Here is a 23,244-nt window from a genome sequence, read left to right as displayed (position 1 = left end):
TTGTCCCATGGGACTTCCTTCGGGGCGTCTTCCAAAGAAAAGCAGGCAAAAGAAAGGCGCGTCCTTGGGCGGACGGCAAAGGGTGTCTCGCTCATGTTGTCGCACCTTTCGCGCAGTAAGCCGGCAGGTTTTCCTTCGTCAACACGGTCAATAAGAGAAGGGGACACTAATGAGTCTCGTCGAAGTGAAGGTGCCGGACATCGGCGATTTCAAGGACGTCGATGTCATCGAAGTCAATATCAAGCCCGGCGACACCATCGAGGTCGAGCAGGCACTCATGACGCTCGAATCCGACAAGGCTTCCATCGAGGTGCCCAGCGATACCGCCGGCACCGTCAAGGAAGTCAAGGTCAAAGCCGGTGACAAGGTCTCCCAGGGTACCGTCATCGCTATCGTCGAATCGGCCGACGCCGGTTCGGCTAAAGAAGCGCCTAAAGAGGCCGCCAGAGAACCTGAGAAAGTCGCGGCTCCTGCAGCCGCCAAACCCGCCGCCGCGCCCGCCGCCGCGCCACAGGCTGGCAGCTTCTCCGGCAACGCCGACATCGAGTGCGACATGCTCGTGCTCGGCTCGGGTCCTGGCGGCTATTCCGCCGCGTTCCGCTCGGCCGATCTCGGCATGAAGACGGTGCTCGTCGAACGCTATGCAACGCTTGGCGGCGTGTGTCTGAACGTCGGCTGCATCCCGTCGAAGGCGCTGCTGCACACGGCGCTCGTCCTCGACGAAGCCGAAGCGCTCAGTGCGCACGGCATCACGTTCGGCAAGCCGCAGATCGATCTCGACAAGCTGCGTGACTTCAAGTCAGGCGTCGTCAAGAAGCTGACCGGCGGTCTCGCCGGCATGGCGAAGATGCGCAAGGTCGAAGTCGTGACCGGCGTCGGCGCGTTCGTCGATCCGCATCACATGGAAGTGCAGACCGACAGCGGCAAGAAGGTCGTCAGGTTCAAGCACGCCATTATTGCTGCCGGCTCGCAGGCGATGAAGCTGCCGTTCATCCCGGAAGATCCGCGCGTGATCGACTCAACCGGCGCGCTCGAACTGACGCAGATTCCGCAGCGCATGCTCGTGATCGGTGGCGGCATCATCGGCCTCGAAATGGCGACGGTGTACGCGGCGCTCGGTTCGCAGATCGACGTCGTTGAAATGCTCGACGGCCTGATGCTGGGCGCCGACCGCGATCTCGTGAAGGTCTGGGAGAAGTACAGCGGCAAGCGCTTCGCCAGCCTGATGCTGAAGACGAAAACAACGGCGGCCGTTGCGAAGGACGATGGCATCTACGTTTCGTTCGAAGGCGAGCAGGCACCGGCTGAACCGCAGCGCTACGACCTCGTGCTCGTCGCGGTAGGCCGCAGCCCGAACGGCAGGAAGATCGGCGCAGAAAACGCCGGTGTTGCCGTGACGGATCGCGGCTTCATCGAAGTCGACAAGCAGATGCGCACCAACGTGCCACACATCTTCGCGATCGGCGACATTGCCTGCCAGCCGATGCTCGCGCACAAGGCTGTGCACGAAGGTCATGTCGCAGCCGAAGCCGCGCACGGCGAAAAGGCGTACTTCGACGCGCTGCAGATTCCGTCCGTCGCGTTCACCGATCCGGAAGTGGCGTGGGCCGGCAAGACCGAAGACCAGTGCAAGGCCGAAGGCATTAAGTACGGCAAGGCGGTGTTCCCGTGGGCCGCATCGGGCCGCGCGATTGCCAACGGTCGCGACGAAGGCTTTACGAAGCTGATCTTCGACCATGAAACGCATCGCGTGATCGGCGGCGGGATCGTCGGGCTGAACGCCGGCGACCTGATCAGCGAAGTGTGCCTCGCGATCGAAATGGGCGCGGACGCAGCGGATATCGGCAAGACGATCCATCCGCATCCGACGCTCGGCGAGTCGATCGGTATGGCGGCTGAATTGTATGAAGGCGTCTGTACGGATTTGCCGCCACAGAAAAAGAAGTAACGTTTCGCGGTCTTGTCAGGCCAAAGAAAAACGGCGCGCCCTTTACGGGGCGCGCCGTTTTTTTCGGCTGTTCAAGGTCCGCGGCAATACCGGCGCCCCAAAAAAAACCCGGCGGTGGCCGGGGAAACGATACGCACTGTTCGAACGTATCGGAGCGTCGGGCCCGGCAGCCCACCGTGGAACACGGCGGGCTGCCGGGCGCTGTTGCGTGATACACCAGCTTGATCGACTACCTCGATCTATTCGCCCAAGGTACTACAGGCTGCCGACGTCCAGTAAAACCTTAGACAGTCGCCTTCTTGGTCGTACGCGATGCCTGCGCTGCAGCTTGCGAGGCAGCCTTCGATGCGGCCGTAGCGGCTGCATTGAAGTTGCTTTCAGCGATTTCGACAGCCTGCTTCGTTGCCTTGTGAACCGTTTCGTACGTCGTGTTGGCGGCGGTGATGGCCGACTTGATCACGGCGACGGCGGTTTCCGAACCAGCCGGTGCGTTCTTCGCGACGTTTTCGACGAGCGACTGCACCTTGCGGTTCTGTTCTTCATACTGGGCTTCTGCGACGCGGGCAAATTCAGCCTGCGTAGCCGAGGCGATTTCATACACGTGACGGCCATACGACAGTGCCTTTTCGGCGACCGGCTGGGCGAGGCTGGCTTGCAGTGCGAGGAGTTCCTGCGCATCCTTCACCGACAGCGCCCGTTGTGCATTTTCCTGGCTTTCTGCAAGCGTCGATTTCACGACTTGCAGGTTCAGTTCGACGAGCTTTTCCACGCCTTCAAAAGCCTTGGCGGTGAGGCCGAACAGCGTTTCGAGGTTGGCCTTTTGTGCTGCGGCGAATTGCTCAGGGGTCAGCAGGGTCATGTTTACGCTCCTGGAAAGCGGTCCGTCTAAACGCGGACCGCGTTGGGTTAATACAACCGGCAAAGCTGTCGACACGCACTGGCAACAGTCTTTTGTGCGTCGCAGCAATGGTTCCCATTTTAGGACAGCCATCTCGAAAGTCAAGCGTTTTTTGTGCGCTGCACAATATCGAGAATTTCTCGATAAAACAAAAGGTTATGAAGTGCGTATGACATTCGTGTGAAGCCGTCAGAAAATCACTTGCACCGTGGCGGTGCGTCCGGTAACGCTGTCAGGCAGGCTGCGGGCGGCCGGGCGGCGGTCAGCAAAGACTGACAATCGATGGCAAAATCGCTGACCCTGCGGTAAACCGAAATCTGTCACGGAACGTTAAAAGATCATTGCGGTCGAACGCGCGGCGCCGGTTTTTACAGCGCGCGCTTAACAAAAATGCGGCGGTGCGCGAGTCGCCACGCCTCGCGTGGAGTAAGGGCAAATCCTTGGCTTATGCGGGCGTCCGCGCCGCGTCGCCGCGCGGGCCGTGTTTCCCCTCATCAAGCTTGCTGCGGAATTGCCGTTATGCTGGTAGAAGGGCACGGATCCCGGGCGCCGCGCGTCACAACAGACTGTCTGGCGCGTCCGATCATTTTTCTTGATCGGACGCGCCATATTTATTGGCTTTCTACAATCGGACCTGACAAGCCGGTTTAAGGAGGGCCTTTAAGTGCTTAATATTGCTAATTTTTCGTGGTTTTACTACACTTGCGGACAACTCTTGCCGCTCCATATAGAACACCAATGAAAACCGACATGTTTTCGTCGCTAAAAGTGATCCACGGCGCGGCTATCAGCACCGCTCTCTCGGTGGCCGCCTCGCTGGTCATCACGGCGGCGTTCGCTGTGCCTGCTGACGCGTTTGCCGCGTCAGCCACTGCCACCGACACCGCGCCTGCCAAACCGGCAAAAGCGACCAAATCCAGAAAAACGGCTGCGACCGTCGTCGCCGCGAAACCTGATGATGACGCGCCGCGCGCCACGTCGAAGAAGCGGCGCGTTTCGTACTCGATGAACGGTCGCCATCATTCGGGCGTGCGTCAGGTGGCTTTCGAGCCGCGCCAGCAAACCGTCGGTCAGGCATTCGGTCTGCACGAAACCCCCGACGCGCTGATGCTCCGTTCGAGCGTCGCGTATGTGGTCGACCAGAATTCGTCCGAGCCGCTGTTCGACAAGAACTCGCGCGCCGTCGTGCCGATCGCGTCGATCACGAAGCTGATGACCGCGATGGTGGTGCTCGATTCGAAAGCGCCGATGACCGAGCAGATCGAAGTTACGGACGAAGATCGCGATTACGAGAAGAACACGCGCTCGCGTCTGGCGGTCGGTTCCGTGCTGTCGCGTGAAGACATGCTGCACATCGCGCTGATGGCGTCGGAGAACCGCGCGGCGGCGGCGCTGTCGCGTTACATCCCGGGCGGTCGTCCGGCTTTCCTCGCTGCGATGAATGCCAAGGCGAAGGCGCTGGGCATGAACGACACGCACTTCGAGAACTCGACCGGCCTTACGAGCCAGAACGTGTCGAGCGCACGTGACCTCGTGAAGATGGTGAACGCAGCGTATCAATACCCGATGATCCGTCACTTCTCGACCGATCGCAGCTACGAGGTGTTCACCGGCAAGCGGTCGCTCGCGTACAACAGCACGAACGCGCTGGTACGTAACCCGTCATGGGATATCGGTCTGCAGAAAACGGGCTTCATCAATGAAGCCGGCGAGTGCCTCGTGATGCAGGCCACCATCAATGGCCGTCCGATGATCATGGTGCTGCTCGATTCGTCGGGCAAGTATTCGCGTTTTGCGGACGCAACGCGTCTGCGGACCTGGATCGATAACGGCGGCGAAGCGCATATCACCAGCGCGGACGCCGGCGGCGCGGGCACCTGATTGCGTCGTTCTCTTCCCGGGTTGGCAAGGTCGTAAAAAGGCCCCGCATCTGCGGGGCTTTTCATTGGCGCTGCCGGTTCGTCCGGGCCGGGATCAGACTGGATCCGAAAGGTCAGGCGTGCTGTGCCTGTGCGCCGCCCGGTTGCGGCTGCGGCCGGTAGCCGAGCGACTCCGAAATCACCAGCGCAGTCTGGCTCAACTGCCCGAGCCACGAGTCCTGCAGACGATCCGCCGGCGCGGACAGGGAAAGCCCTGCGACGAGACGACCCGTGTCGTCGTAAATCCCAGCCGCGATGCAGCGCACACCGAGCTCCAGCTCCTCGTTATCGCGTGCACACGACTGCTGGCGCACATTGAGCAACTCACGTTCGAGCTTGGCCAGATCGGTGATGCTGTTCTGCGTATGGCCGGACAAGCCGGTGCGCGTGGCGTAGGCGCGCACGCGGGTGGATTCGTCGGCGGCGAGAAAGAGCTTGCCGACCGAAGTCAGATGCAGCGGCGCGCGGCCGCCAATCGCGCGGACCACCTGCATACCCGACCGTTCGGAATAGGCCCGCTCGATATAGACGATCTCGTCGCCCTGGCGCACCGACAGGTTCACGGTTTGTCCGGTCGAACGATGCAGTTCGCGCATCGGCGTCAACGCGGCGTCGCGAACCGAAAGGCGCGCCTTCACCAGGTTGCCGAGCTCGAGAAGACGCATGCCGAGCCGGTACGTGCCTGGATCGGAACGGTCGACGAGACGGCACGTCACCATGTCGTTCAGGATACGGTGGGCAGTAGAAGGGTGCAGCTCGGTGCGTTGCGCGAGCTCTTTCAGGCTGACCGGGTCGCTATGCGCAGCAAGGGCGTCCAGCAGGCGCATCATGCGCTCGATCACCTGGATCGATGTCTTGGGATCCGGGTTCGTGTCGCTCATGGGGAGAAATCAGTTGACGCGTCAAACAGCGAAAAATTGATTGTATCTCGTATAGTGAAAAAAGCGAACGCCATTCGAGACAGACTCGAGGGCGGACTCGAATCGCTCCGAATCTTGTCCGAATGGCCAGTGGCGTTGGTTTTACACGCCAGACAGCGGATAATCGGGGACGTTTTCCCGAAGGAGCGCCTATGCGAGTCGGTTTGTTCGTCACGTGCCTGATTGACCTGATCCGGCCGGAGATCGGCTTCTCGGTCATCAAGCTGATCGAGAAGGCGGGTTTCGAGGTCGTGGTGCCGCCGGCACAGACCTGTTGCGGGCAGCCTGCGTACAACTCGGGCGAGCGTCGCATTGCGCGCGATCTCGCGGAGAAGACGCTCCGTGAATTCGAGCAGTTCGATTACGTCGTCGTGCCGTCGGGTTCGTGCGGCGGCATGATTCGCGCGCATTATGGCGACCTTTTTCGCGACGATCCTGAGTTGATGGGCCGCTACGCGCGTGTGCAGCCGAGAGTATTCGAACTGACCGAGTTCCTCGTCAGTGTCGCGAATGTCAGATTGACGCCGGGCGAATTCGAAGGCCCGGTGACGTACCACGATTCGTGTTCCGGACTGCGCGAACTGGGCGTCAAGGAACAGCCGCGCGCGCTGCTCGCGCAGGTCGGCGTGCCGGTCAACGAAATGAAGGACTGCGAGCGCTGCTGCGGCTTTGGGGGAACATTCGCGGTGAAATACGGCAACATCTCCACGGCCATCGTGGATGAGAAATGCGCGAACATCCACGCGAGCGGAACCGAAGCCGTCGTGCTCGGCGATCTCGGCTGCATGCTCAATATAGAAGGGCGCCTGCGCCGTACGGGCGATACGACCACGCGCGTGCTGCATATCGCGCAGGTGCTGGCCGGCGACGCCTGATCTTTGCGTGAACCAGACCACTTGCTGCACAGTGTGGGTGTCATAGCCAGTCATTTACCGGATTCCAGGGTCGCCATGCAGGTTCAATCGATGCAGTTCAAGGCGCGCGCCGGCCAGAAACTCGCCGACCAGCGTCTGCAACAGAATCTCACCAAACTGTCGACGAAGTTCGTTTCGGCCCGCGCCGCCGCGATCACCGGGATCGACTTTCCCGCGACGCGCGATGCGCTGAAGGCGCTCCGCAACCGCGCGCTCGAGAACCTCGACGTCTGGCTCGAGACGTTCGAGCGCGAGGCGACCCGGCGCGGCGTTACGGTCCTGTATGCCGAGACAACGCAAGCCGCGGCGCGTCTGATCGCGGACATCGCACGTGAGCACAGCGTGAAAAAGGTGATCAAGACGAAGTCGATGGTCACCGAGGAAATGCGTCTGAACGCGGTGCTCGGCGAAATGGGCGTGCAGTCGGTCGAGACCGATCTCGGCGAATACATTCTGCAGATCAATGACAACGAGGCGCCGAGCCACATCATCGCGCCGGTCGTCCACAAGGATAAGGATGAGATCGCGGATCTCTTCGCGAAAGTGCATCAGCGGCCGCGTCTGACCGAAATACCTGATATGACGCGCGAGGCCCGCGAGATGCTGCGCCCGCATTTCATGACCGCCGATATGGGCGTGACGGGCGGCAACTTTCTGATCGCAGAAACGGGTTCCGTCGCGCTGGTGACCAACGAAGGCAACGAAGGCATGTGCACGGTGATGCCGCGCGTTCATGTCGCTGTGACAGGCATCGAAAAGATCCTGCCGACGCTGGAGGATCTGGCGACCGCCATGCGCCTTCTGCCGCGTTCGGCGACGGGGCAGGCGACGTCGAACTACTTCTCCGTGCTGACCGGCCCACGCGGTGCCGGCGATCAGGATGGGCCAGAGCATATGTATGTGGTGCTGGTCGACGGTGGGCGCACCGGGCTGATCGGCGGTGACTTTCAGGAGATGTTGCGGTGTATCCGTTGCGGCGCCTGCATGAATCACTGCCCGGTGTACCAGAAGGTCGGCGGCCACGCATATGGCTGGGTGTATCCAGGGCCGATGGGGTCGGTGCTGACACCGGCCTATGTCGGTATCGACAAGGCGATCGATCTGCCGCAGGCGGCCACGCTATGTGGCGAATGCAATAGCGTGTGTCCCGTCGGCATTCCGATTTCCGACCTGTTGCGCAAGCTTCGGGAGAAGCAGATGGAGCGCCACTTGCGGCCGTGGCAGGAGCGGCTCGGGCTCGCGGTGTGGGGTTATTTCGCGCTACACCCCAGCGCCTATGCGCTCGTCACGAAACTCGCCGTGCGCGTGCTGGAAAGGATGGGCGGGCAGAAGCGCGCCATCGCGCGTCTGCCGCTCGGTTCCGGCTGGACCAATACGCGTGATATGCCCGCGCCTGTCGGGCGGACTTTCCGTGAGTTGTACGCGGCGCAGCGCAGTCATATCGGCTGATGGATCGGTTGCAGGCGTAGAAAACATGAACGGCGCGGTCCTGAAACCGCGCCGTTCATGTTTCTGGCCTTTGCAACGGCTGTCTCTCCAGGCTCTGGCCCTGAGGCGCGTCACCCGCGCAACACGCTCAATGACGGGGCCCCCGCCAGTCCGGGCCGTTGGTTGTTTCCGCGGTGCGGCTGGATCCGCGACCGTTGCCGCCATTGCCTCCGTTCCCACCCTGCGGAGGAGGACGGCCGCCGCCATGGTCACCCCCCCAGCCACCGCCATTCGGCCCACCGGCCTGGGGCGGGCCGCCGCCGCCCGGCCGGCCACCACCGGCCTGAGGCGGGGGCGGGCCGCCACCACCCGGCCGGCCACCACCGGCCTGAGGCGGAGGCGGGCCGCCACCACCCGGTCGGCCACCACTCTGAGGCGGCGGGGGCGGCGGTCGGCCGTGACCGTAGTAGCCGCGGTTGTAGTCTCGATCGTAGTAGTCCCGGTCGTAATATCCCGGTCCGGAGTAACCGCCGAAGCCGAGGTACACGTTGGCCTGTGGCGGAGGCGCTCCATAACCATATCCCTCGGCCGGATAGCCCTGACCGTAGCCGTCGTAGGTGTCGTAGCCGCCGCCGTAGGCCGGCGTGCCATCCGGATAGACGGCACAACCGGCAAGGGCCGTTGCAGCAGCAAGGCCAGCTATCAATGCGATGCGTTTCATGGGGAGGTAACTCAAAAGCCTTTCATTGCAGTAAGACAGTTTTTTACAGGGCTTGTCATATCTGCATTGTTCGATTTTGTAAGGATTTCTTTCATCCGCTCGCGGGAGTCGCGTCCGCAGATCGCGTGAAAGGCACGTTTGACCTGCGCACTGTTTCCTGCAGGACAACGCTGTTTCTCGCGAGGGTGGGTTTTTCCTGATTGCGTCCCCATCTACAATTTCGAATGGGCAAAGTGGGTCACGAGCTCACCCGCCTTCAAATCAAGGAACGCATCATGAAAAAGACAATATCGATGTACTGGCCACTCGCCATCGTCCTGCCGCTTGCCGCCGCCGCTTACGTCCACGTCTGTAGCGAAGCTGCTTCGCGCGCGACGCAGACGCCGCTCGCCGCTGGCCAGCTCACCGCCGAACTGGCGCGGGCCGTATCGTACGGACTTGTCGGCGATGACGCCAGCATGCCCGCGAAAAGCCTGCGCGACGCCTCCGTTCTGCCGGCGGTTTCGGCAACCCTGTAAACAAGGTTTGGGGCCGTGGCAAACGTGGTTTTGCCGGCCTTTGTATAATCACGACTTCGCTGCGGATCGCGGCTCTTTGATTGCCTTACGCTCCGGACCGATCTGGTGAAAACGATCTCCATCTGCTTTATCTGTCTCGGGAATATCTGTCGCTCGCCGACGGCGGAAGGGGTGATGCGGCATCAGGTCGAGGAAGCAAGGCTGTCGGATCACATCCTGATCGACTCGGCCGGTACCGGCGACTGGCATATCGGCGCTTCGCCCGACCGGCGGGCGCAACACGCGGCCGGTCAGCGCGGCTACGACCTGTCGGCGTTACGCGGCCGACAGATTGGCCCGGTCGATTTCGAGCGCTTCGATCTGCTGATCGCGATGGACGACGCGAATGTCGCCGCGCTGAAGGCGGTCTGCCCGCCGGCGCAGCGCGACAAGATCCGGCTGCTGATGGAATTTGCACCCGCAGCCAACGGGCGCGAGGTCGCCGACCCGTATTTTGGCGGCGATGCGGGCTTCGAGCAGGTGCTGGACCAGTGTGAGGCGGCGTGTCGTGGACTGATCGCGGCGCTGCGTCCCCAATTAACCACCTGACGGCGCCGCTGATCGCGCAGTCTTCTATCTGTTAGATAACCGGAACGGGGATAGGGATACTTGACTAAATCCGTCATGTATTTATACTTGACCAAACTTGTCGAGAATTGCGGTATCCCCAATACATCATGAGACTCACCACGAAAGGCCGTTTCGCCGTCACGGCGATGATTGACCTGGCACTGCGCCAGGAGCAGGGCCCGGTGACGCTTGCGGGTATCAGCCAGCGCCAGCACATTTCCCTGTCCTACCTCGAGCAGCTGTTTGGCAAGCTGCGTCGCCATGAGATCGTCGAGTCCGTTCGCGGGCCGGGCGGCGGATACAACCTCGCGCGTCGCGCTGAGGCGGTGACCGTTGCGGACATCATCATTGCCGTCGACGAACCGCTCGATGCCACCCAGTGCGGTGGCAAGGGCACCTGCGAAGGCACCAAACAGCACGATGGTCACTGCATGACGCACGAACTGTGGTCGACGCTCAACCAGAAGATGGTCGAGTATCTCGATTCGGTGTCGCTAAAAGACCTCGTCGACCAGCAGCGTTCGCGCGAAGGTGCGCCCGCGGTGATCCGCGACCGGCGCAGCGAAGCGCCCGTCGTTGAAACCACGCGCGTCACGCCGAAAGGACCGAATTCCGTTTTCAACCTGGCCGGTTGACACTTGCACGCGCAGGAGCGAAGGGCACGACAGAAAGCCCTCGGGTCCAGAGCCAGAGACAGAGCCAGCACATAGATTTCCCGGAGCGATTGATGAATAACGACATTCCCCACCTGCCCATTTACATGGATTACAGCGCGACGACGCCGGTCGATCCGCGCGTGGTGGACAAGATGATTCCGTATCTGCGTGAGCAGTTCGGCAACCCGGCATCGCGCAGTCACTCATATGGCTGGGACGCGGAACGTGCGGTCGAGGAAGCGCGCGAAAACGTCGCCGCACTCGTGAATGCCGACCCGCGCGAAATCATCTGGACGTCGGGCGCAACAGAATCGGACAACCTCGCGATCAAGGGCGCCGCGCACTTCTACAAGAGCAAGGGCAAGCACATCATCACGGTGAAGACCGAGCACAAGGCTGTGCTCGATACCTGTCGCGAACTCGAACGTGAAGGCTTCGAAGTCACGTATCTGAACGTGAAGGACGACGGCCTGATCGACCTCGACGTGTTCAAGGCCGCGCTGCGCCCGGATACGATCCTGGTATCGGTCATGTCGGTGAACAACGAAATCGGCGTCGTGCAGGACATCGAGACGCTGGGCGAAATCTGCCGCGAAAAAGGCATTATTTTCCACGTCGACGCGGCGCAGGCCACGGGCAAGATCACCATCGACCTGCAAAAGCTGAAGGTCGACCTGATGTCGTTCTCGGCGCACAAGACGTACGGTCCGAAGGGCATCGGCGCGCTGTATGTCCGCCGCAAGCCGCGCATCCGTATCGAAGCGCAGATGCACGGCGGCGGTCACGAGCGCGGTATGCGTTCGGGCACGCTGGCCACGCACCAGATCGTCGGCATGGGCGAAGCGTTCCGTATCGCACGCGAAGAAATGGCGACGGAAAACGAGCGCATCCGCATGCTGCGCGACCGTCTGCTGCGCGGTCTGTCGGACATCGAAGAAACGTATGTGAACGGCGACATGGAAAAGCGTGTCCCGCACAACCTGAACATCAGCTTCAACTTTGTCGAAGGTGAGTCGCTGATCATGGCGGTTAAGGACGTTGCGGTGTCGTCGGGTTCGGCGTGCACGTCGGCTTCGCTGGAACCGTCGTATGTGCTGCGGGCGCTGGGTCGCAACGACGAACTGGCGCACAGCTCGATCCGCTTCACGGTCGGCCGTTTCACGACGGAGCAGGACGTCGACTACGTGATCAACCTGTTGAAGAGCAAGATTGCCAAGCTGCGCGACCTGTCGCCGCTGTGGGAAATGCATCAGGACGGTATCGATATTTCGACCATCCAGTGGGCCGCGCACTGACGCGCCTGCATTGACATCAGCGTCGACATCGACATCGACATCGAACGCAGTTTGAAACGAATCAAGGAGTGACATCATGGCTTATAGCGACAAGGTTCTGGACCACTACGAAAACCCGCGCAACGTCGGTTCGTTCGCGAAAGACGACGATGCAGTCGGCACCGGCATGGTCGGCGCGCCGGCCTGCGGCGACGTGATGAAGCTGCAGATCCGCGTGGGCGCGGACGGCATCATCGAAGACGCAAAGTTCAAGACGTATGGCTGCGGTTCGGCGATTGCATCGAGTTCGCTCGTCACCGAATGGGTGAAGGGCAAGACGCTTGACCAGGCAATGACGATCAAGAACACGCAGATCGCCGAAGAACTGGCGCTGCCGCCGGTGAAGATCCACTGCTCGATCCTCGCGGAAGACGCGATCAAGGCAGCGGTCGCCGACTACAAGCAGCGTCATGGCGCTACCGCAGAAGCGGGCGAAAAGCAGCACGCTGCTTAAGCGCGATTCGTAGCGACGGATTCGCAGCCAGCGGGTCCACAGTGGATAGCAGGCAGCGGGCGGTCTGAAAAGCGCGGCAACGCGTAATGGAACTGCCCGGCATGAGCGATATTGGATGCAGGCAGGGTCGCAGGGCGCGGGATGATACCCGGGCCCGCGCAATGAGAAACGCTATGGCAATTACGTTGACCGAAAAGGCAGCACAGCACGTCCAGAAATACCTGACGCGGCGCGGCAAGGGTGTCGGCCTGCGCGTCGGTGTGCGCACGACCGGATGCTCGGGTCTTGCCTACAAGCTCGAGTACGTGGACGAACTCGCGGCCGAAGACGAAGTGTTCGAATGCAACGGCGTGAAGGTCATCGTCGACCCCAAAAGCCTTGCCTATATCGACGGCACGGAACTCGACTTCGCACGTGAAGGGTTGAACGAAGGCTTCAAGTTCAACAACCCGAACGTGAAGGACGAGTGCGGCTGCGGCGAATCGTTCCGCGTGTAAGGCCGCGCGATGCGGGAAAAAGGCGGCGCGGGCCGCCTTTTTAATTTCCCGGCATGCTTCTCACGCATTGCTTCCTGTACTTTCGCCGCCTGTTTTCCGGTGCACTTCCAGCGTACATTCAACGCCCCTCATCAACGGACGATGTAATCCGATGGCCTCGCTGACCGACAGCCACTTCGACCTGTTCAACTTGCCGGCGCAATACTCGATCGACGCCAGTACGCTCGATCACGCCTATCGCACCGTCCAGGCGCAGGTTCATCCCGACCGCTTTGCCGCCGCTGGCGACGCGCAAAAGCGCATCGCGATGCAGTGGGCGACGCGCACCAACGAGGCGTACCAGACGCTGCGCGATCCGCTGAAACGCGCTACCTATCTGCTTTCGCTGCGCGGGATCGACGTTGGCGCGGAAAACAACACCGCGATGGAACCCGCGTTCCTGATGCAGCAGATGGAATGGCGCGAAGGCACCGAAGATGCGGCCGCCGCGAAGAATGTGGATGCGCTCGACGCGCTGCTTGCCGAACTACGCGACGAAGAGCGTGTGCGCTTCACGAAGCTCGGCGCGCTGCTCGACAGCGGCGCGAACCAGGCGGCCGGCGAAGCGGTGCGTCAGCTGATGTTTATCGAGCGGGTCGCATCGGAAATCGCCGTGCAGATCGAGAAGCTCGATAATTGATACAACGCTTCCGGTCGCGTTTGCCGCGAATCACTCGAATCACTCGAACCACTCGAACCACTCATTAACGGTTCGAACGTTTCCACGAAGAAGATCACAGATGGCTTTACTGCAAATCTCCGAACCCGGCATGGCGCCCGCGCCGCACCAGCGGCGTCTCGCTGTCGGCATCGATCTCGGCACCACGAATTCGCTCGTCGCTGCGGTGCGTAGCGGCGTGCCTGACGTGCTGCCCGACGAAGACGGCCACATGCTGCTGCCGTCCGTGGTGCGATATCTGGAAAAGGGCGGTCGCCGGATTGGCCACACGGCGAAGGCCGAGGCGGCGAGCGATCCGCGTAACACGATCGTGTCGGTGAAGCGCTTCATGGGTCGCGGCAAAAGCGAAGTGGAAGGTGCCGAAAACGCGCCTTACGACTTCGTCGACGCGCCCGGCATGGTGCAGATTCGTACGATCGATGGCGTGAAGAGCCCGGTCGAAGTGTCGGCGGAAATTCTTGCGACGCTGCGTCAGCGCGCCGAAGATTCGCTCGGCGACGAACTCGTCGGTGCCGTGATCACGGTGCCGGCCTATTTCGACGAAGCGCAGCGTCAGGCGACGAAAGACGCGGCGCGTCTGGCTGGCCTGAACGTGCTGCGTCTGCTGAATGAGCCGACGGCTGCGGCGATCGCCTACGGGCTCGATAACGGTTCGGAGGGGTTGTACGCCGTGTACGACCTCGGCGGCGGGACGTTCGATCTGTCGATTCTGAAGCTCACCAGGGGCGTGTTCGAGGTGCTCGCAGCGGGCGGCGATTCCGCGCTCGGCGGCGACGATTTCGACCACGCGCTGTATCGTCACGTGCTTGCACAGGCTGGCATCGCGCCGCAGACGCTGACGGCGGAAGACGTCCGTCTGCTGCTCGACAACGTCCGCGTGACGAAGGAAGCGCTGTCCAGTGCGCCGAACGCGAAGCTCGAAACCACGCTGTCGAACGGCGCGAAGCTCGATCTGACGATCGACGAAGCCACCTTCGACACCATCACGAAAGACCTCGTACAACGCACGCTGGGTCCGACGAAGAAGGCATTGCGCGACGCCAAAGTCACACCCGCCGATATCAAGGGCGTGGTGCTGGTCGGCGGCGCGACGCGCATGCCGGTGATTCGCCGCGCGGTCGAGACGTTCTTCGGCCAGCCGCCGCTGATCAATCTCGATCCCGATCAGGTCGTCGCGCTCGGCGCGGCAATCCAGGCCGATCTGCTGGCCGGCAACCGCAGCGCTGACGGCGACGACTGGCTGCTGCTCGACGTCATTCCGCTGTCGCTCGGCGTCGAGACAATGGGAGGATTGACGGAAAAGATCATCCCGCGCAATTCGACGATTCCGGTCGCGCGCGCGCAGGATTTCACGACGTTCAAGGATGGCCAGACGGCGATGGCGATTCACGTTGTGCAGGGCGAACGCGAACTGGTGAGCGATTGCCGCTCGCTCGCGCGCTTCGAGCTGCGCGGCATTCCGCCGATGGCCGCTGGCGCGGCGCGCATCCGCGTGACGTATCAGGTGGACGCGGACGGCCTGCTGTCGGTGTTCGCGCGTGAACAGCATTCGGGCGTGGAAGCTTCGGTGGTGGTGAAGCCGTCGTACGGTCTCGCTGACGACGAAGTCGCGCGCATGCTCGAAGACAGCTTCAAGACCGCCGAAGTCGATATGCGCGCCCGCGCGCTGCGCGAGGCGCAGGTCGAAGCGCAACGCCTCGTCGAAGCGACCGACGCCGCGCTGGCCGCCGACAGTGAACTGCTCGACGACGATGAACGCGCCCAGCTCGACACGCTGCTCACCGCGCTGCGCGGCGTGGCACAGGGCGACGATGTCGATGCCGTCGAAGCCGCGACCAAAGCGCTCGCCGAAGGCACCGACGAGTTCGCCGCACGCCGTATGAACAAGGGCATTCGCCGTGCGCTGGCGGGCCGCAAGCTCGACGAGATCTAAACCGCTTTAACCCTGAATGATGTGACGCGCGTCGACGTCAAAAAGACGCGCGTCACCGGTAAAATGGCATGAAGCCTCATTGACGGCGGCGTGCCCAGAGAACGAACGGAAAACGTATGCCTCAAATCGTTGTACTGCCTCACGTTGAACTGTGCCCGGAGGGCGCGGTGATCGAAGCTGTGCCGGGCAAGAGCATCTGCGACAATCTGCTCGAACACGGCATCGAAATCGAGCACGCGTGCGAAAAATCGTGCGCCTGCACGACGTGTCATGTGCTCGTGCGTGAAGGCTTCAACGCGCTCGTGCCGTCGGAAGAAGATGAGGACGATCTGCTGGACAAGGCGTGGGGTCTCGAGCCCGAATCGCGGCTGTCGTGCCAGGCGGTGATGCCGGCCGGCCAGGACCTCGTCGTCGAGATTCCGCGTTACTCGATCAATCACGCGAAGGAAAATCACTGAGAGGAGGCAGCAGCCATGAAATGGACCGACACGCAGGAAATCGCGATGGCCTTGACGGACAAGCATCAGGCCGTCGATCCACAAACGGTGCGTTTCACCGATCTGCACCGCTGGGTGATGGAACTGGAAGGGTTCGATGACGATCCCAACCGCTCGAACGAGAAAATCCTCGAAGCGATCCAGGCCGCATGGATCGAAGATGCGGATTATTGAGCGTTGAGTGCTGTTCCGTTCGCAACGACCGGACGAAAAAAAGGCGATTCCACTGGAATCGCCTTTTTCGCTTCTGGCGGAGTTTAAAGCCGGACGACGAACGCCCGGCGCGCAGAAGGCTTAACCCGCGACAAGCGTGCCGTTTTCAACACGGACGCGCTGGCCTTGCTGGAACGGCGGCGCATCGTGATAGGTGAAATAGCGCGTCTTGCCGTTTTCCATGTGCACGCGGACCGAATAGCTGGTGGTGCTGCGCAGATGCTTTTCTACCGAGTTACCGGCGAGACCACCGCCGAGTGCACCGAGGACCGTCATCGCCGTCCGGCCATTGCCGCTGCCGAACTGGTTACCGACGACACCGCCTGCCACTGCGCCACCGACCGCGCCAATACCCGTGCCGTGACCTTCGGTCTTGACTGCTGAAATGGCTTCGACCGTGCCGCAGCTCTGACAGTACGCAGGCTGTGCAGGCGCCTGCTGGGCGGGCTGCTGCGCGTACTGCGGCTGTTGGGTCGGAGCCGGCGCCGGAGGCGCTTGCGGGGCCGGTTGCTGCTGTGCCTGAGCCTGCTGCTGCTGGACGGCCTGTTGCTGCTGCGGCTGCTGCGCATAGTTGGCCGGATTGGCGGGCTGCGCGGAATCGACGACCGGCGGCTGCGTGCCGACCTGGGCAGCCTGCGATTGATCGGTCTGCGCGTTGTTGCCGCCAGCCTTCGGGAAGACGCCCGTCACCGCCGCCGTGGCGGCCAGTGCCGCGATGATAACGGCACCCGCGGCCGTTGCGACCAGCGGGTGGAGACCGCTTTTTTGCGTGGGTTGCGTGTTGGGATTGTCCATGTGTGACCTCCGTCTGGGCAGAGTCGACAGTTTTGTTGAACCAAAGTGTCCGACAATTCGAGCGCCCTAAGGTTTCAAGTTGTAACCATATCCGAAATTGCAGTCCGACGCCGTGCGATGGGCATCTGGCAGATCGGAGTTCTGGCGACACGGGGAAGGAATTGACTGCTGACAGCGCAGCGCAGGGCGCGCAGATTTTACCGATAGTTACAAACCGCCAGACGCGCCCGGCGTTGCACCGGGCGCCTCGCACGAACAAAATCGATCAGTCTTCGCGCCGCAGATGCGGAAAGAGAATGACGTCGCGGATGCTCGGGCTGTCGGTAAGCAGCATCACGAGACGGTCGATACCGATACCGCAGCCGCCCGTGGGAGGCATGCCGTATTCCAGTGCGCGAATGTAGTCCGCGTCGTAGAACATGGCTTCCTCGTCACCGGCGTCTTTCTGTTCGACCTGCTTCTTGAAGCGCGCGGCCTGATCTTCCGGATCGTTCAATTCGGAGAAGCCGTTGGCGATCTCGCGGCCCGTGATGAACAGCTCGAAGCGCTCAGTAATGCCTTCGACCTTGTCCGACGCGCGCGCAAGCGGCGACACTTCGATCGGGTAATCGATGATGAAGGTCGGCTCCCACAACTGCGATTCGGCGGTCTCTTCGAACAACGCGAGTTGCAGCGAACCCGTGCCTGCGTTCAGGAACTGCGGCTGCGACGCGTCGACGCCGAACTTCTTCAGTTCCGTGCGCAGGAAGGCGCTGTCCGCGAGGTGCGCGTCGGTGTATTGCGGCGCGAACTTCTGGATCGCCTGCGTGATCGTCAGACGATGGAACGGCTTCGCCAGATCGAGTTCGCGGCCCTGATACGTGATCGTCGCCGTGCCGAGCGAGTCGACCGCAGTCTGGCGGATCAGCTGTTCGGTGAAGTCCATCAGCCACGTGTAATCCGTGTACGCGGCGTAGAACTCCATCATCGTGAATTCCGGGTTGTGACGCGGCGACACGCCTTCGTTCCGGAAATTGCGGTTGATCTCAAACACGCGCTCAAAGCCGCCGACGATCAGCCGCTTCAGGTACAGCTCAGGCGCGATACGCATGAACATCTGCATATCCAGCGCGTTGTGATGCGTGACGAACGGCTTCGCCGTCGCGCCACCCGGGATCGGATGCAGCATCGGCGTTTCGACTTCCATGAAGTTCGCGTCCGACATGAAACGGCGGATCGACGACACGGCCTTCGTGCGTGCGACGAACGTCTTGCGCGCTTCCGGCGTGACGATCAGATCGACGTAACGCTGGCGATAGCGCATTTCCTGGTCGGCGAGACCGTGGAACTTGTCCGGCAGCGGACGCAGCGCCTTCGACAGCAGACGCAGTTCCGTGCAACGCACCGACAGCTCGCCCTTGTTCGTGCGGAACAGCACGCCGCGCGCGGCGACGATGTCGCCCAGGTCCCACTTCTTGAACGCTTCGTACGTTTGCTCGCCGACGTCGGCCGGCGTGATGAAGAACTGGATCAGGCCCGAGCCGTCCTTCACCGTCGCGAAGCTGGCCTTGCCCATCACGCGTTTCAACATCATGCGGCCGGCGAGGGCGACCTGAAGCGGATTCGCTTCGAGCGTTTCCTTGTCGGTATCGGCGTATTCCGATTGCAGCGTGGCGGCGTGGTGAGTCGGACGGAAATCGTTCGGATAGGCGACGCCCTGTTCGCGCAGCGCGCGCAGCTTTTCGCGGCGCTCGGCGATGATCTGGTTGTCATCGATCTCAGGCACGGCGTTCGTCGTCTGGGTCGGTTCGGTCATGATGGTTCGGTATTCTGGGTGGCTCGGATGATGCTGACGGGCTTCGTGACTGCAAGGGCGTCTGGTGCTGTAGCGGCGAACCAGGCGGCGAACTGGGCAGCAGATGGATCGCCGCATCGAAAACGATGCGGCGCGGCAAGTGCTGCCGCGCCGTCGATGCTTACACGCCCTGTTTCAGGCTCGCGCTGATGAACGGGTCGAGGTCGCCGTCGAGCACGCTCTTGGTATTGCTGATTTCGACGTTGGTGCGCAGATCCTTGATACGGCTGTTGTCGAGCACGTACGAACGGATCTGGTGTCCCCAGCCCACATCGGTCTTGCCGGCTTCGAGCTTGTCCTGCTCGGCCTGACGCTTGCGGATTTCCGCTTCGTAGAGACGCGATTTCAGCATCGCCATCGCTTCGGCGCGGTTGCGGTGCTGCGAGCGGTCGTTCTGGCACTGCACGACGATGCCCGACGGCATGTGCGTGATCCGCACGGCGGAGTCGGTCTTGTTGATGTGCTGACCGCCCGCGCCCGACGCACGGTACGTGTCGATGCGCAGATCGGCCGGGTTGATATCGACTTCAATCGAATCGTCGACTTCCGGGTACACGAACACGGAAGTGAACGACGTATGGCGGCCGCCCGACGAATCGAACGGCGACTTGCGGACCAGCCGGTGCACGCCGGTTTCCGTGCGCAGGAAGCCGTACGCGTATTCGCCTTCGATCTTGATCGTCGCGTTCTTGATGCCGGCAACGTCGCCTTCGGTTTCCTCCAGCACCTCGGTCTTGAAGCCCTTACGCTCGCAGTAACGGAGGTACTGGCGCAGCAGCATGGCGGCCCAGTCGCACGCTTCGGTGCCGCCGGCGCCGGCCTGGATGTCGAGGAATGCGTTGTTCGGATCGGCCGGGTTCGAGAACATCCGGCGGAATTCCATGTCGGCGACGCGCTGTTCGATCGAAGCCGCGTCGGTTTCGCAGGAGACGAGCGTTTCTTCGTCGCCTTCCTCGCGAGCCATTTCGAAGAGATCCTGCGTGTCGCGCAGGTCGGTGTCCAGCGCCGTCAGTTTGCCAACGACGTCATCGAGGAGTTTCTTTTCCCGGCCGAGCGCCTGGGCGTGCTTCGAGTCGTTCCAGACGTCGGGATCTTCGAGTTCCCGGTTGACTTCGATCAGACGACGCGCCTTGTCGTCGTAGTCAAAGATACCCCCGTAGCTCGTCCGCGCGGTGGCGCAGGTCTGCCAGAGAGGCTTCGATCGCGTTGAGACGTTCCGCTTCCATGTCGATCTTATGTGGCTTCGTAAAAAGGGGAAATTATAGCCGATTGGCGCTACCCGCCGGGCGCTGATACGTGATCCGGCACGGGTTTTCGGGCGCTTTTTACGTAGTTTGGGGCGTTTTTCCGTCTTTCGACGTGAAAGCGCAGCGGGGCGTGGGGCGTCCCTTACCGGACTCAGCTCAACGCGTGTTCGACGATCAGCTGCACGCGCGACACGCCATTCCATGTATCGCTCGACAGACGATACGCGACCGTCGTGCGGGCGGGCAGCGTCTCGGTGTGGTTGAACCAGATCGCGTTGAAGCGTTGCCGGCCGCGCAGGAGTTGCAGCTTCAGATGCTTGTCCTTCACGAGCGCCTGCGATGCGACCTCGAATTCGCCCGAGAAAACCGGCGCCGGAAAGCCCTGGCCCCAGACGGCGGCGTCGATCATCTCGACGAATTGCGGCGTGAAATAAGCATCTTCCAGATCGCCATCGGTTTCGACGACGCGGGCGAGTGCATTTTCGTTCAGCCATTCGCGGCCGACCGCTTCGAACGCGGCCGTGAAGCGCGGCACGTCGGCGGTAGCGATCGTCAGGCCGGCTGCCATCGCGTGGCCGCCGAATTTGCTGATCAGTCCCGGCTCGCGCTTCGAGATCAGATCGAGCGCGTCACGCAGATGGAAGCCCGGAATCGAGCGGCCCGAGCCTTTGACGAGCGTGCCGCTGTCGTCGGCGAGCGCGAACGTGAATGACGGCCGGTGGAATTTTTCCTTCAGCCGTCCGGCGACGATGCCGATCACGCCCTGATGCCACGTCTCGTTGAAGAGCGTGATCGTCGTCGCGCCGGTCGGGTCGATCGCGGACAGGTCGGCGAGCGCCTGCTGCTGCATGCCGGCTTCGATTTCGCGTCGTTCGCGGTTCATTGTGTCGAGTTGCTGCGCGAGTTCCCACGCGCGGCCGATGTCATCGGTGGTCAGGCACTCGATGCCGAGCGACATGTCCGACAGACGGCCCGCCGCATTCAGCCGCGGCCCGAGTGCAAAGCCGAGATCGAAGCCGGACGCCGCGCGCGCGTCGCGAGCGGCGGCGCGGAAGAGGGCGGCAATGCCCGGCTGCATCTTGCCTTTGCGGATGCGCTGCAAGCCCTGCGCGACCAGCACGCGGTTATTGCCGTCGAGCTTCACGACGTCGGCGACCGTGCCGAGCGCGACGAGATCGAGCAGGCCGTCGAGACGCGGCTCCGGACACGCGTCGCCGAACGCGCCGCGACGGCGTAGCTCGGCGCGCAGCGCGAGCAGCACGTAAAACATGACGCCGACGCCCGCGATGCACTTGCTCGGGAACGTGCAGCCCGGCTGGTTCGGATTGACGATCGCGCGCGCGGCCGGCAGGTCGTCGCCGGGCAAATGGTGGTCGGTGACGAGCACGTCGATGCCGAGCGCATTCGCCGCCTCCACCCCATCGACGCTCGCGATGCCGTTATCGACGGTAATCAGCAGATCGGGCTTGCGTTGTGCCGCCAGCGCGACGATTTCCGGCGTCAGGCCATAGCCATATTCGAAGCGGTTCGGCACCAGATAATCGATCTGCGCGCCGAACATCCGCAGGCCGCGCACGGCGACGGCGCAGGCGGTCGCGCCATCGCAGTCGTAGTCGGCGACGACGAGCATCCGGCGTTTGCCTTCGATCGAATCCGCGAGCAGGGCGGCCGCGTCTTCACAGCCTTTCAGCGCGGCGGGCGGCACAAGGCGTGCGAGGCCGGTTTCGATCTCGTCGGGCATGCACACGCCGCGCGACGCGTACAGGCGCGCCAGAACAGGGTGCAGGCCGTGGCGGATCAGCGCTTCGGCATCGGCGGGAGAACAGGCGCGCGTAACGATTCGTGTCATGCAGTGAGGCCGGAAGAAATACGGTGAATCATTCGATGAAGAGCGAGGCGAACACGCGCCGCCGCCAGAATTTGCGCAGGTCGCCGCGGGTGATCGTCAACGTCACCGAGCCGGTGTCGCCGCAGAGCGTCAGCCCGAGTTCGCCGAGGCGGCCGGATTGCAATGCTTCCAGCGCAGGCGCGAGCCAGTCGGCTTCGAGCGCGGCGAACGCGTCGTTCCAGCGTGCCCAGTCCTGCTCGATGTAGGGCGAGGAAAACGGATCGATTTCGACCAGGGTGACGGCTTCGGGCGCGTTTGCGGCGACGGCGGCGAGTTCGGCGAATCCGGCGAACGAAGCCGGTGGCGCGCTCGCCTCGACGCCGGCGGTCAAGGCCAGCCCACGCGTCGCCGCCGCATTCGACATCACACGTGCAAACGGACTCTTCACCGGTTGCGCCGCGCCCTGCGCGTGAAACCAGATTGAGTTGACGGCGGGCAGGCCGCGCGCCTCGCGCGCTTCGTTGACCGGATGCTCGAACCAGGCCATCTGCACTTCATTTTGCAGCTTCATCCACGCGCGCGAACGCTCGCCGGTGTGCGCCTCGTGCGGCAGCCAGATTTCGATGTTGCGGCCGCTCGCGCGGAGCGGCGACGCGCCCGCGAGCGAGCCGAACCTGTCGCTCGACAGATACCAGCGCGTCGGTCTGGGCGCCTCGATGCGCACGCCCAGCTCTTCGATCAGCGGACGGGCAACCGCGAGCAGTGTGGCCGCTTCGTCGTCCTGGAGATCGAGCGCTTCGGGATCGATCAGCACGAGGTGATCGTGCGCGATGCGTACGTGGACCGGCTCGATGCACGCCCACGTCGCGTGACCGGGTTCGCCGCCGTCGGCGCGCAGCATGTACGGCGCGAGGGGCGCTTCGTCGGCGGCGGGCTGGGTAGACGAAACGGCGCCGAACTGGCGTGCTACCCAGCGTTCGTGCGGCAGCGTGCGCTGGAAATCTTCTCCGATCACGCGCTCGACCAGCGTCGCACGCGCCACGAGCTTGTCCAGTGCGGGAATCGCGAGGCTGTATAACGCGGTGGAAGCATCGGCGGCCGAAGGCAGCGCGAAGGGCAACAGGAGGTGGAGGCGGGTGGCGTGCATGATGCCCGGCATTGTATGGCAAACTTCGCGGTTGATTGACGACAGTGAGCGGCCTGGCCCGCCGGACGGAACCAGACGAGGCCGGACGAAGCGGGGCGGAAGGCGCCCGGCGGAACCAAACCCATGCCTCGCGGACCCAACGTTCACAGCGTCCGGACCCTGCTAAAGCACACTGCCGCTACTGAAGCAATGAAAGAAGTGGCGCAGCGCGACGGT

The 23,244-nt window shown here is 62.5% G+C and carries 23 protein-coding genes; 14 read left to right on the top strand and 9 right to left on the bottom strand.

The window, feature by feature from the left end:
- The first annotated feature begins 169 nt into the window (after positions 1 to 169).
- Complete coding sequence (gene lpdA / locus P3T21_RS20135) at positions 170 to 1,948, top strand: dihydrolipoyl dehydrogenase (protein ID WP_429257705.1); 1,779 nt, start codon at positions 170 to 172, stop codon at positions 1,946 to 1,948.
- A gap of 283 nt (positions 1,949 to 2,231) precedes the next feature.
- Here the strand turns inward: lpdA and P3T21_RS20130 are convergent, their stop codons facing one another.
- Positions 2,232 to 2,807: a phasin family protein gene (locus P3T21_RS20130; protein ID WP_429257704.1), complete on the bottom strand. Its 576-nt coding sequence runs from the start codon at positions 2,805 to 2,807 to the stop codon at positions 2,232 to 2,234.
- Positions 2,808 to 3,584: 777 nt separating this feature from the next.
- Between P3T21_RS20130 and pbpG the strand changes: the two genes are divergently transcribed.
- A complete protein-coding gene (pbpG, locus tag P3T21_RS20125) occupies positions 3,585 to 4,727 on the top strand; it encodes a D-alanyl-D-alanine endopeptidase (protein ID WP_429257703.1) in 1,143 nt (380 codons plus the stop codon).
- Between the two features lie 112 nt (positions 4,728 to 4,839).
- Here the strand turns inward: pbpG and P3T21_RS20120 are convergent, their stop codons facing one another.
- The gene (locus P3T21_RS20120) at positions 4,840 to 5,646 is read right to left on the bottom strand and encodes an IclR family transcriptional regulator (RefSeq protein WP_429257702.1); all 807 of its coding nucleotides are present in this window, start codon (positions 5,644 to 5,646) and stop codon (positions 4,840 to 4,842) included.
- A gap of 191 nt (positions 5,647 to 5,837) precedes the next feature.
- On the opposite strand from P3T21_RS20120, the gene P3T21_RS20115 reads away from it, so the two are divergent.
- Both P3T21_RS20115 and P3T21_RS20110 read left to right on the top strand, forming a co-directional pair.
- Positions 5,838 to 6,560 carry a (Fe-S)-binding protein gene (locus P3T21_RS20115; protein WP_429257701.1) on the top strand — a complete coding sequence of 241 codons (723 nt, stop codon included), beginning with the start codon at positions 5,838 to 5,840 and terminating at the stop codon, positions 6,558 to 6,560.
- A 75-nt stretch (positions 6,561 to 6,635) separates the two neighbouring features.
- Positions 6,636 to 8,048: a lactate utilization protein B gene (locus P3T21_RS20110; RefSeq protein WP_429257700.1), complete on the top strand. Its 1,413-nt coding sequence runs from the start codon at positions 6,636 to 6,638 to the stop codon at positions 8,046 to 8,048.
- Positions 8,049 to 8,175: 127 nt separating this feature from the next.
- On the opposite strand, the gene P3T21_RS20105 is transcribed toward P3T21_RS20110, so the two are convergent.
- A complete protein-coding gene (locus P3T21_RS20105; RefSeq protein WP_429257699.1) occupies positions 8,176 to 8,763 on the bottom strand; it encodes a hypothetical protein in 588 nt (195 codons plus the stop codon).
- Entirely contained in the window at positions 8,760 to 8,960 is a 201-nt protein-coding gene (locus tag P3T21_RS20100; RefSeq protein WP_429257698.1) for a hypothetical protein, read from the bottom strand. The genes P3T21_RS20105 and P3T21_RS20100 overlap by 4 nt, the downstream gene beginning before the upstream one ends.
- A 63-nt stretch (positions 8,961 to 9,023) precedes the next feature.
- On the opposite strand from P3T21_RS20100, the gene P3T21_RS20095 reads away from it, so the two are divergent.
- The 10 genes from P3T21_RS20095 to iscX all read left to right on the top strand — a co-directional run bounded on the left by P3T21_RS20095 (position 9,024) and on the right by iscX (position 16,138).
- A complete protein-coding gene (locus tag P3T21_RS20095) occupies positions 9,024 to 9,266 on the top strand; it encodes a hypothetical protein (RefSeq protein ID WP_429257697.1) in 243 nt (80 codons plus the stop codon).
- A 105-nt stretch (positions 9,267 to 9,371) separates the two neighbouring features.
- On the top strand, positions 9,372 to 9,854 hold the full coding sequence (locus P3T21_RS20090) for a low molecular weight protein-tyrosine-phosphatase (protein ID WP_429257696.1): 483 nt from the start codon (positions 9,372 to 9,374) through the stop codon (positions 9,852 to 9,854).
- Positions 9,855 to 9,982: 128 nt separating this feature from the next.
- The gene (gene iscR, locus P3T21_RS20085) at positions 9,983 to 10,510 is read left to right on the top strand and encodes a Fe-S cluster assembly transcriptional regulator IscR (RefSeq protein WP_429257695.1); all 528 of its coding nucleotides are present in this window, start codon (positions 9,983 to 9,985) and stop codon (positions 10,508 to 10,510) included.
- 92 nt (positions 10,511 to 10,602) lie between these two features.
- Entirely contained in the window at positions 10,603 to 11,826 is a 1,224-nt protein-coding gene (locus tag P3T21_RS20080; protein ID WP_429257694.1) for an IscS subfamily cysteine desulfurase, read from the top strand.
- 76 nt (positions 11,827 to 11,902) lie between these two features.
- Positions 11,903 to 12,319 carry a Fe-S cluster assembly scaffold IscU gene (gene iscU / locus P3T21_RS20075; protein ID WP_429257693.1) on the top strand — a complete coding sequence of 139 codons (417 nt, stop codon included), beginning with the start codon at positions 11,903 to 11,905 and terminating at the stop codon, positions 12,317 to 12,319.
- Between the two features lie 173 nt (positions 12,320 to 12,492).
- On the top strand, positions 12,493 to 12,816 hold the full coding sequence (iscA, locus tag P3T21_RS20070; protein ID WP_429257692.1) for an iron-sulfur cluster assembly protein IscA: 324 nt from the start codon (positions 12,493 to 12,495) through the stop codon (positions 12,814 to 12,816).
- Between the two features lie 151 nt (positions 12,817 to 12,967).
- The gene (hscB, locus tag P3T21_RS20065; protein ID WP_429257691.1) at positions 12,968 to 13,495 is read left to right on the top strand and encodes a Fe-S protein assembly co-chaperone HscB; all 528 of its coding nucleotides are present in this window, start codon (positions 12,968 to 12,970) and stop codon (positions 13,493 to 13,495) included.
- Between the two features lie 100 nt (positions 13,496 to 13,595).
- Positions 13,596 to 15,467, top strand: a complete 1,872-nt coding sequence (gene hscA, locus P3T21_RS20060; RefSeq protein ID WP_429257690.1) for a Fe-S protein assembly chaperone HscA — start codon at positions 13,596 to 13,598, stop codon at positions 15,465 to 15,467.
- A gap of 116 nt (positions 15,468 to 15,583) precedes the next feature.
- Entirely contained in the window at positions 15,584 to 15,925 is a 342-nt protein-coding gene (fdx, locus tag P3T21_RS20055) for an ISC system 2Fe-2S type ferredoxin (protein WP_429257689.1), read from the top strand.
- 15 nt (positions 15,926 to 15,940) lie between these two features.
- Positions 15,941 to 16,138 carry a Fe-S cluster assembly protein IscX gene (gene iscX, locus P3T21_RS20050; protein ID WP_429257688.1) on the top strand — a complete coding sequence of 66 codons (198 nt, stop codon included), beginning with the start codon at positions 15,941 to 15,943 and terminating at the stop codon, positions 16,136 to 16,138.
- A gap of 120 nt (positions 16,139 to 16,258) precedes the next feature.
- On the opposite strand, the gene P3T21_RS20045 is transcribed toward iscX, so the two are convergent.
- The 5 genes from P3T21_RS20045 to P3T21_RS20025 form a co-directional block, all read right to left on the bottom strand.
- A complete protein-coding gene (locus P3T21_RS20045) occupies positions 16,259 to 16,972 on the bottom strand; it encodes a glycine zipper 2TM domain-containing protein (protein WP_429257687.1) in 714 nt (237 codons plus the stop codon).
- Positions 16,973 to 17,237: 265 nt separating this feature from the next.
- On the bottom strand, positions 17,238 to 18,767 hold the full coding sequence (lysS, locus tag P3T21_RS20040; RefSeq protein ID WP_429257686.1) for a lysine--tRNA ligase: 1,530 nt from the start codon (positions 18,765 to 18,767) through the stop codon (positions 17,238 to 17,240).
- 160 nt (positions 18,768 to 18,927) lie between these two features.
- Positions 18,928 to 20,032, bottom strand: a protein-coding gene (gene prfB, locus P3T21_RS20035) for a peptide chain release factor 2 (protein ID WP_429257685.1) whose coding sequence is annotated in 2 segments (ribosomal slippage) — positions 18,928 to 19,950 and positions 19,952 to 20,032 — 1,104 coding nt in all. Because the reading frame shifts where the segments join, the coding sequence is not laid out codon by codon here.
- 172 nt (positions 20,033 to 20,204) lie between these two features.
- Complete coding sequence (gene recJ, locus P3T21_RS20030; RefSeq protein ID WP_429257684.1) at positions 20,205 to 21,902, bottom strand: single-stranded-DNA-specific exonuclease RecJ; 1,698 nt, start codon at positions 21,900 to 21,902, stop codon at positions 20,205 to 20,207.
- Positions 21,903 to 21,930: 28 nt separating this feature from the next.
- The gene (locus tag P3T21_RS20025) at positions 21,931 to 23,040 is read right to left on the bottom strand and encodes a regulator (RefSeq protein WP_429257683.1); all 1,110 of its coding nucleotides are present in this window, start codon (positions 23,038 to 23,040) and stop codon (positions 21,931 to 21,933) included.
- Positions 23,041 to 23,244: the final 204 nt, after the last annotated feature.

Origin of the sequence: Paraburkholderia sp. GAS334 (assembly GCF_050436625.1) — a bacterium.
GTDB lineage: Bacteria > Pseudomonadota > Gammaproteobacteria > Burkholderiales > Burkholderiaceae > Paraburkholderia.
Note: the sequence above shows the minus strand (reverse complement) of the source record. Positions and strands in the feature narration are given on the sequence as shown.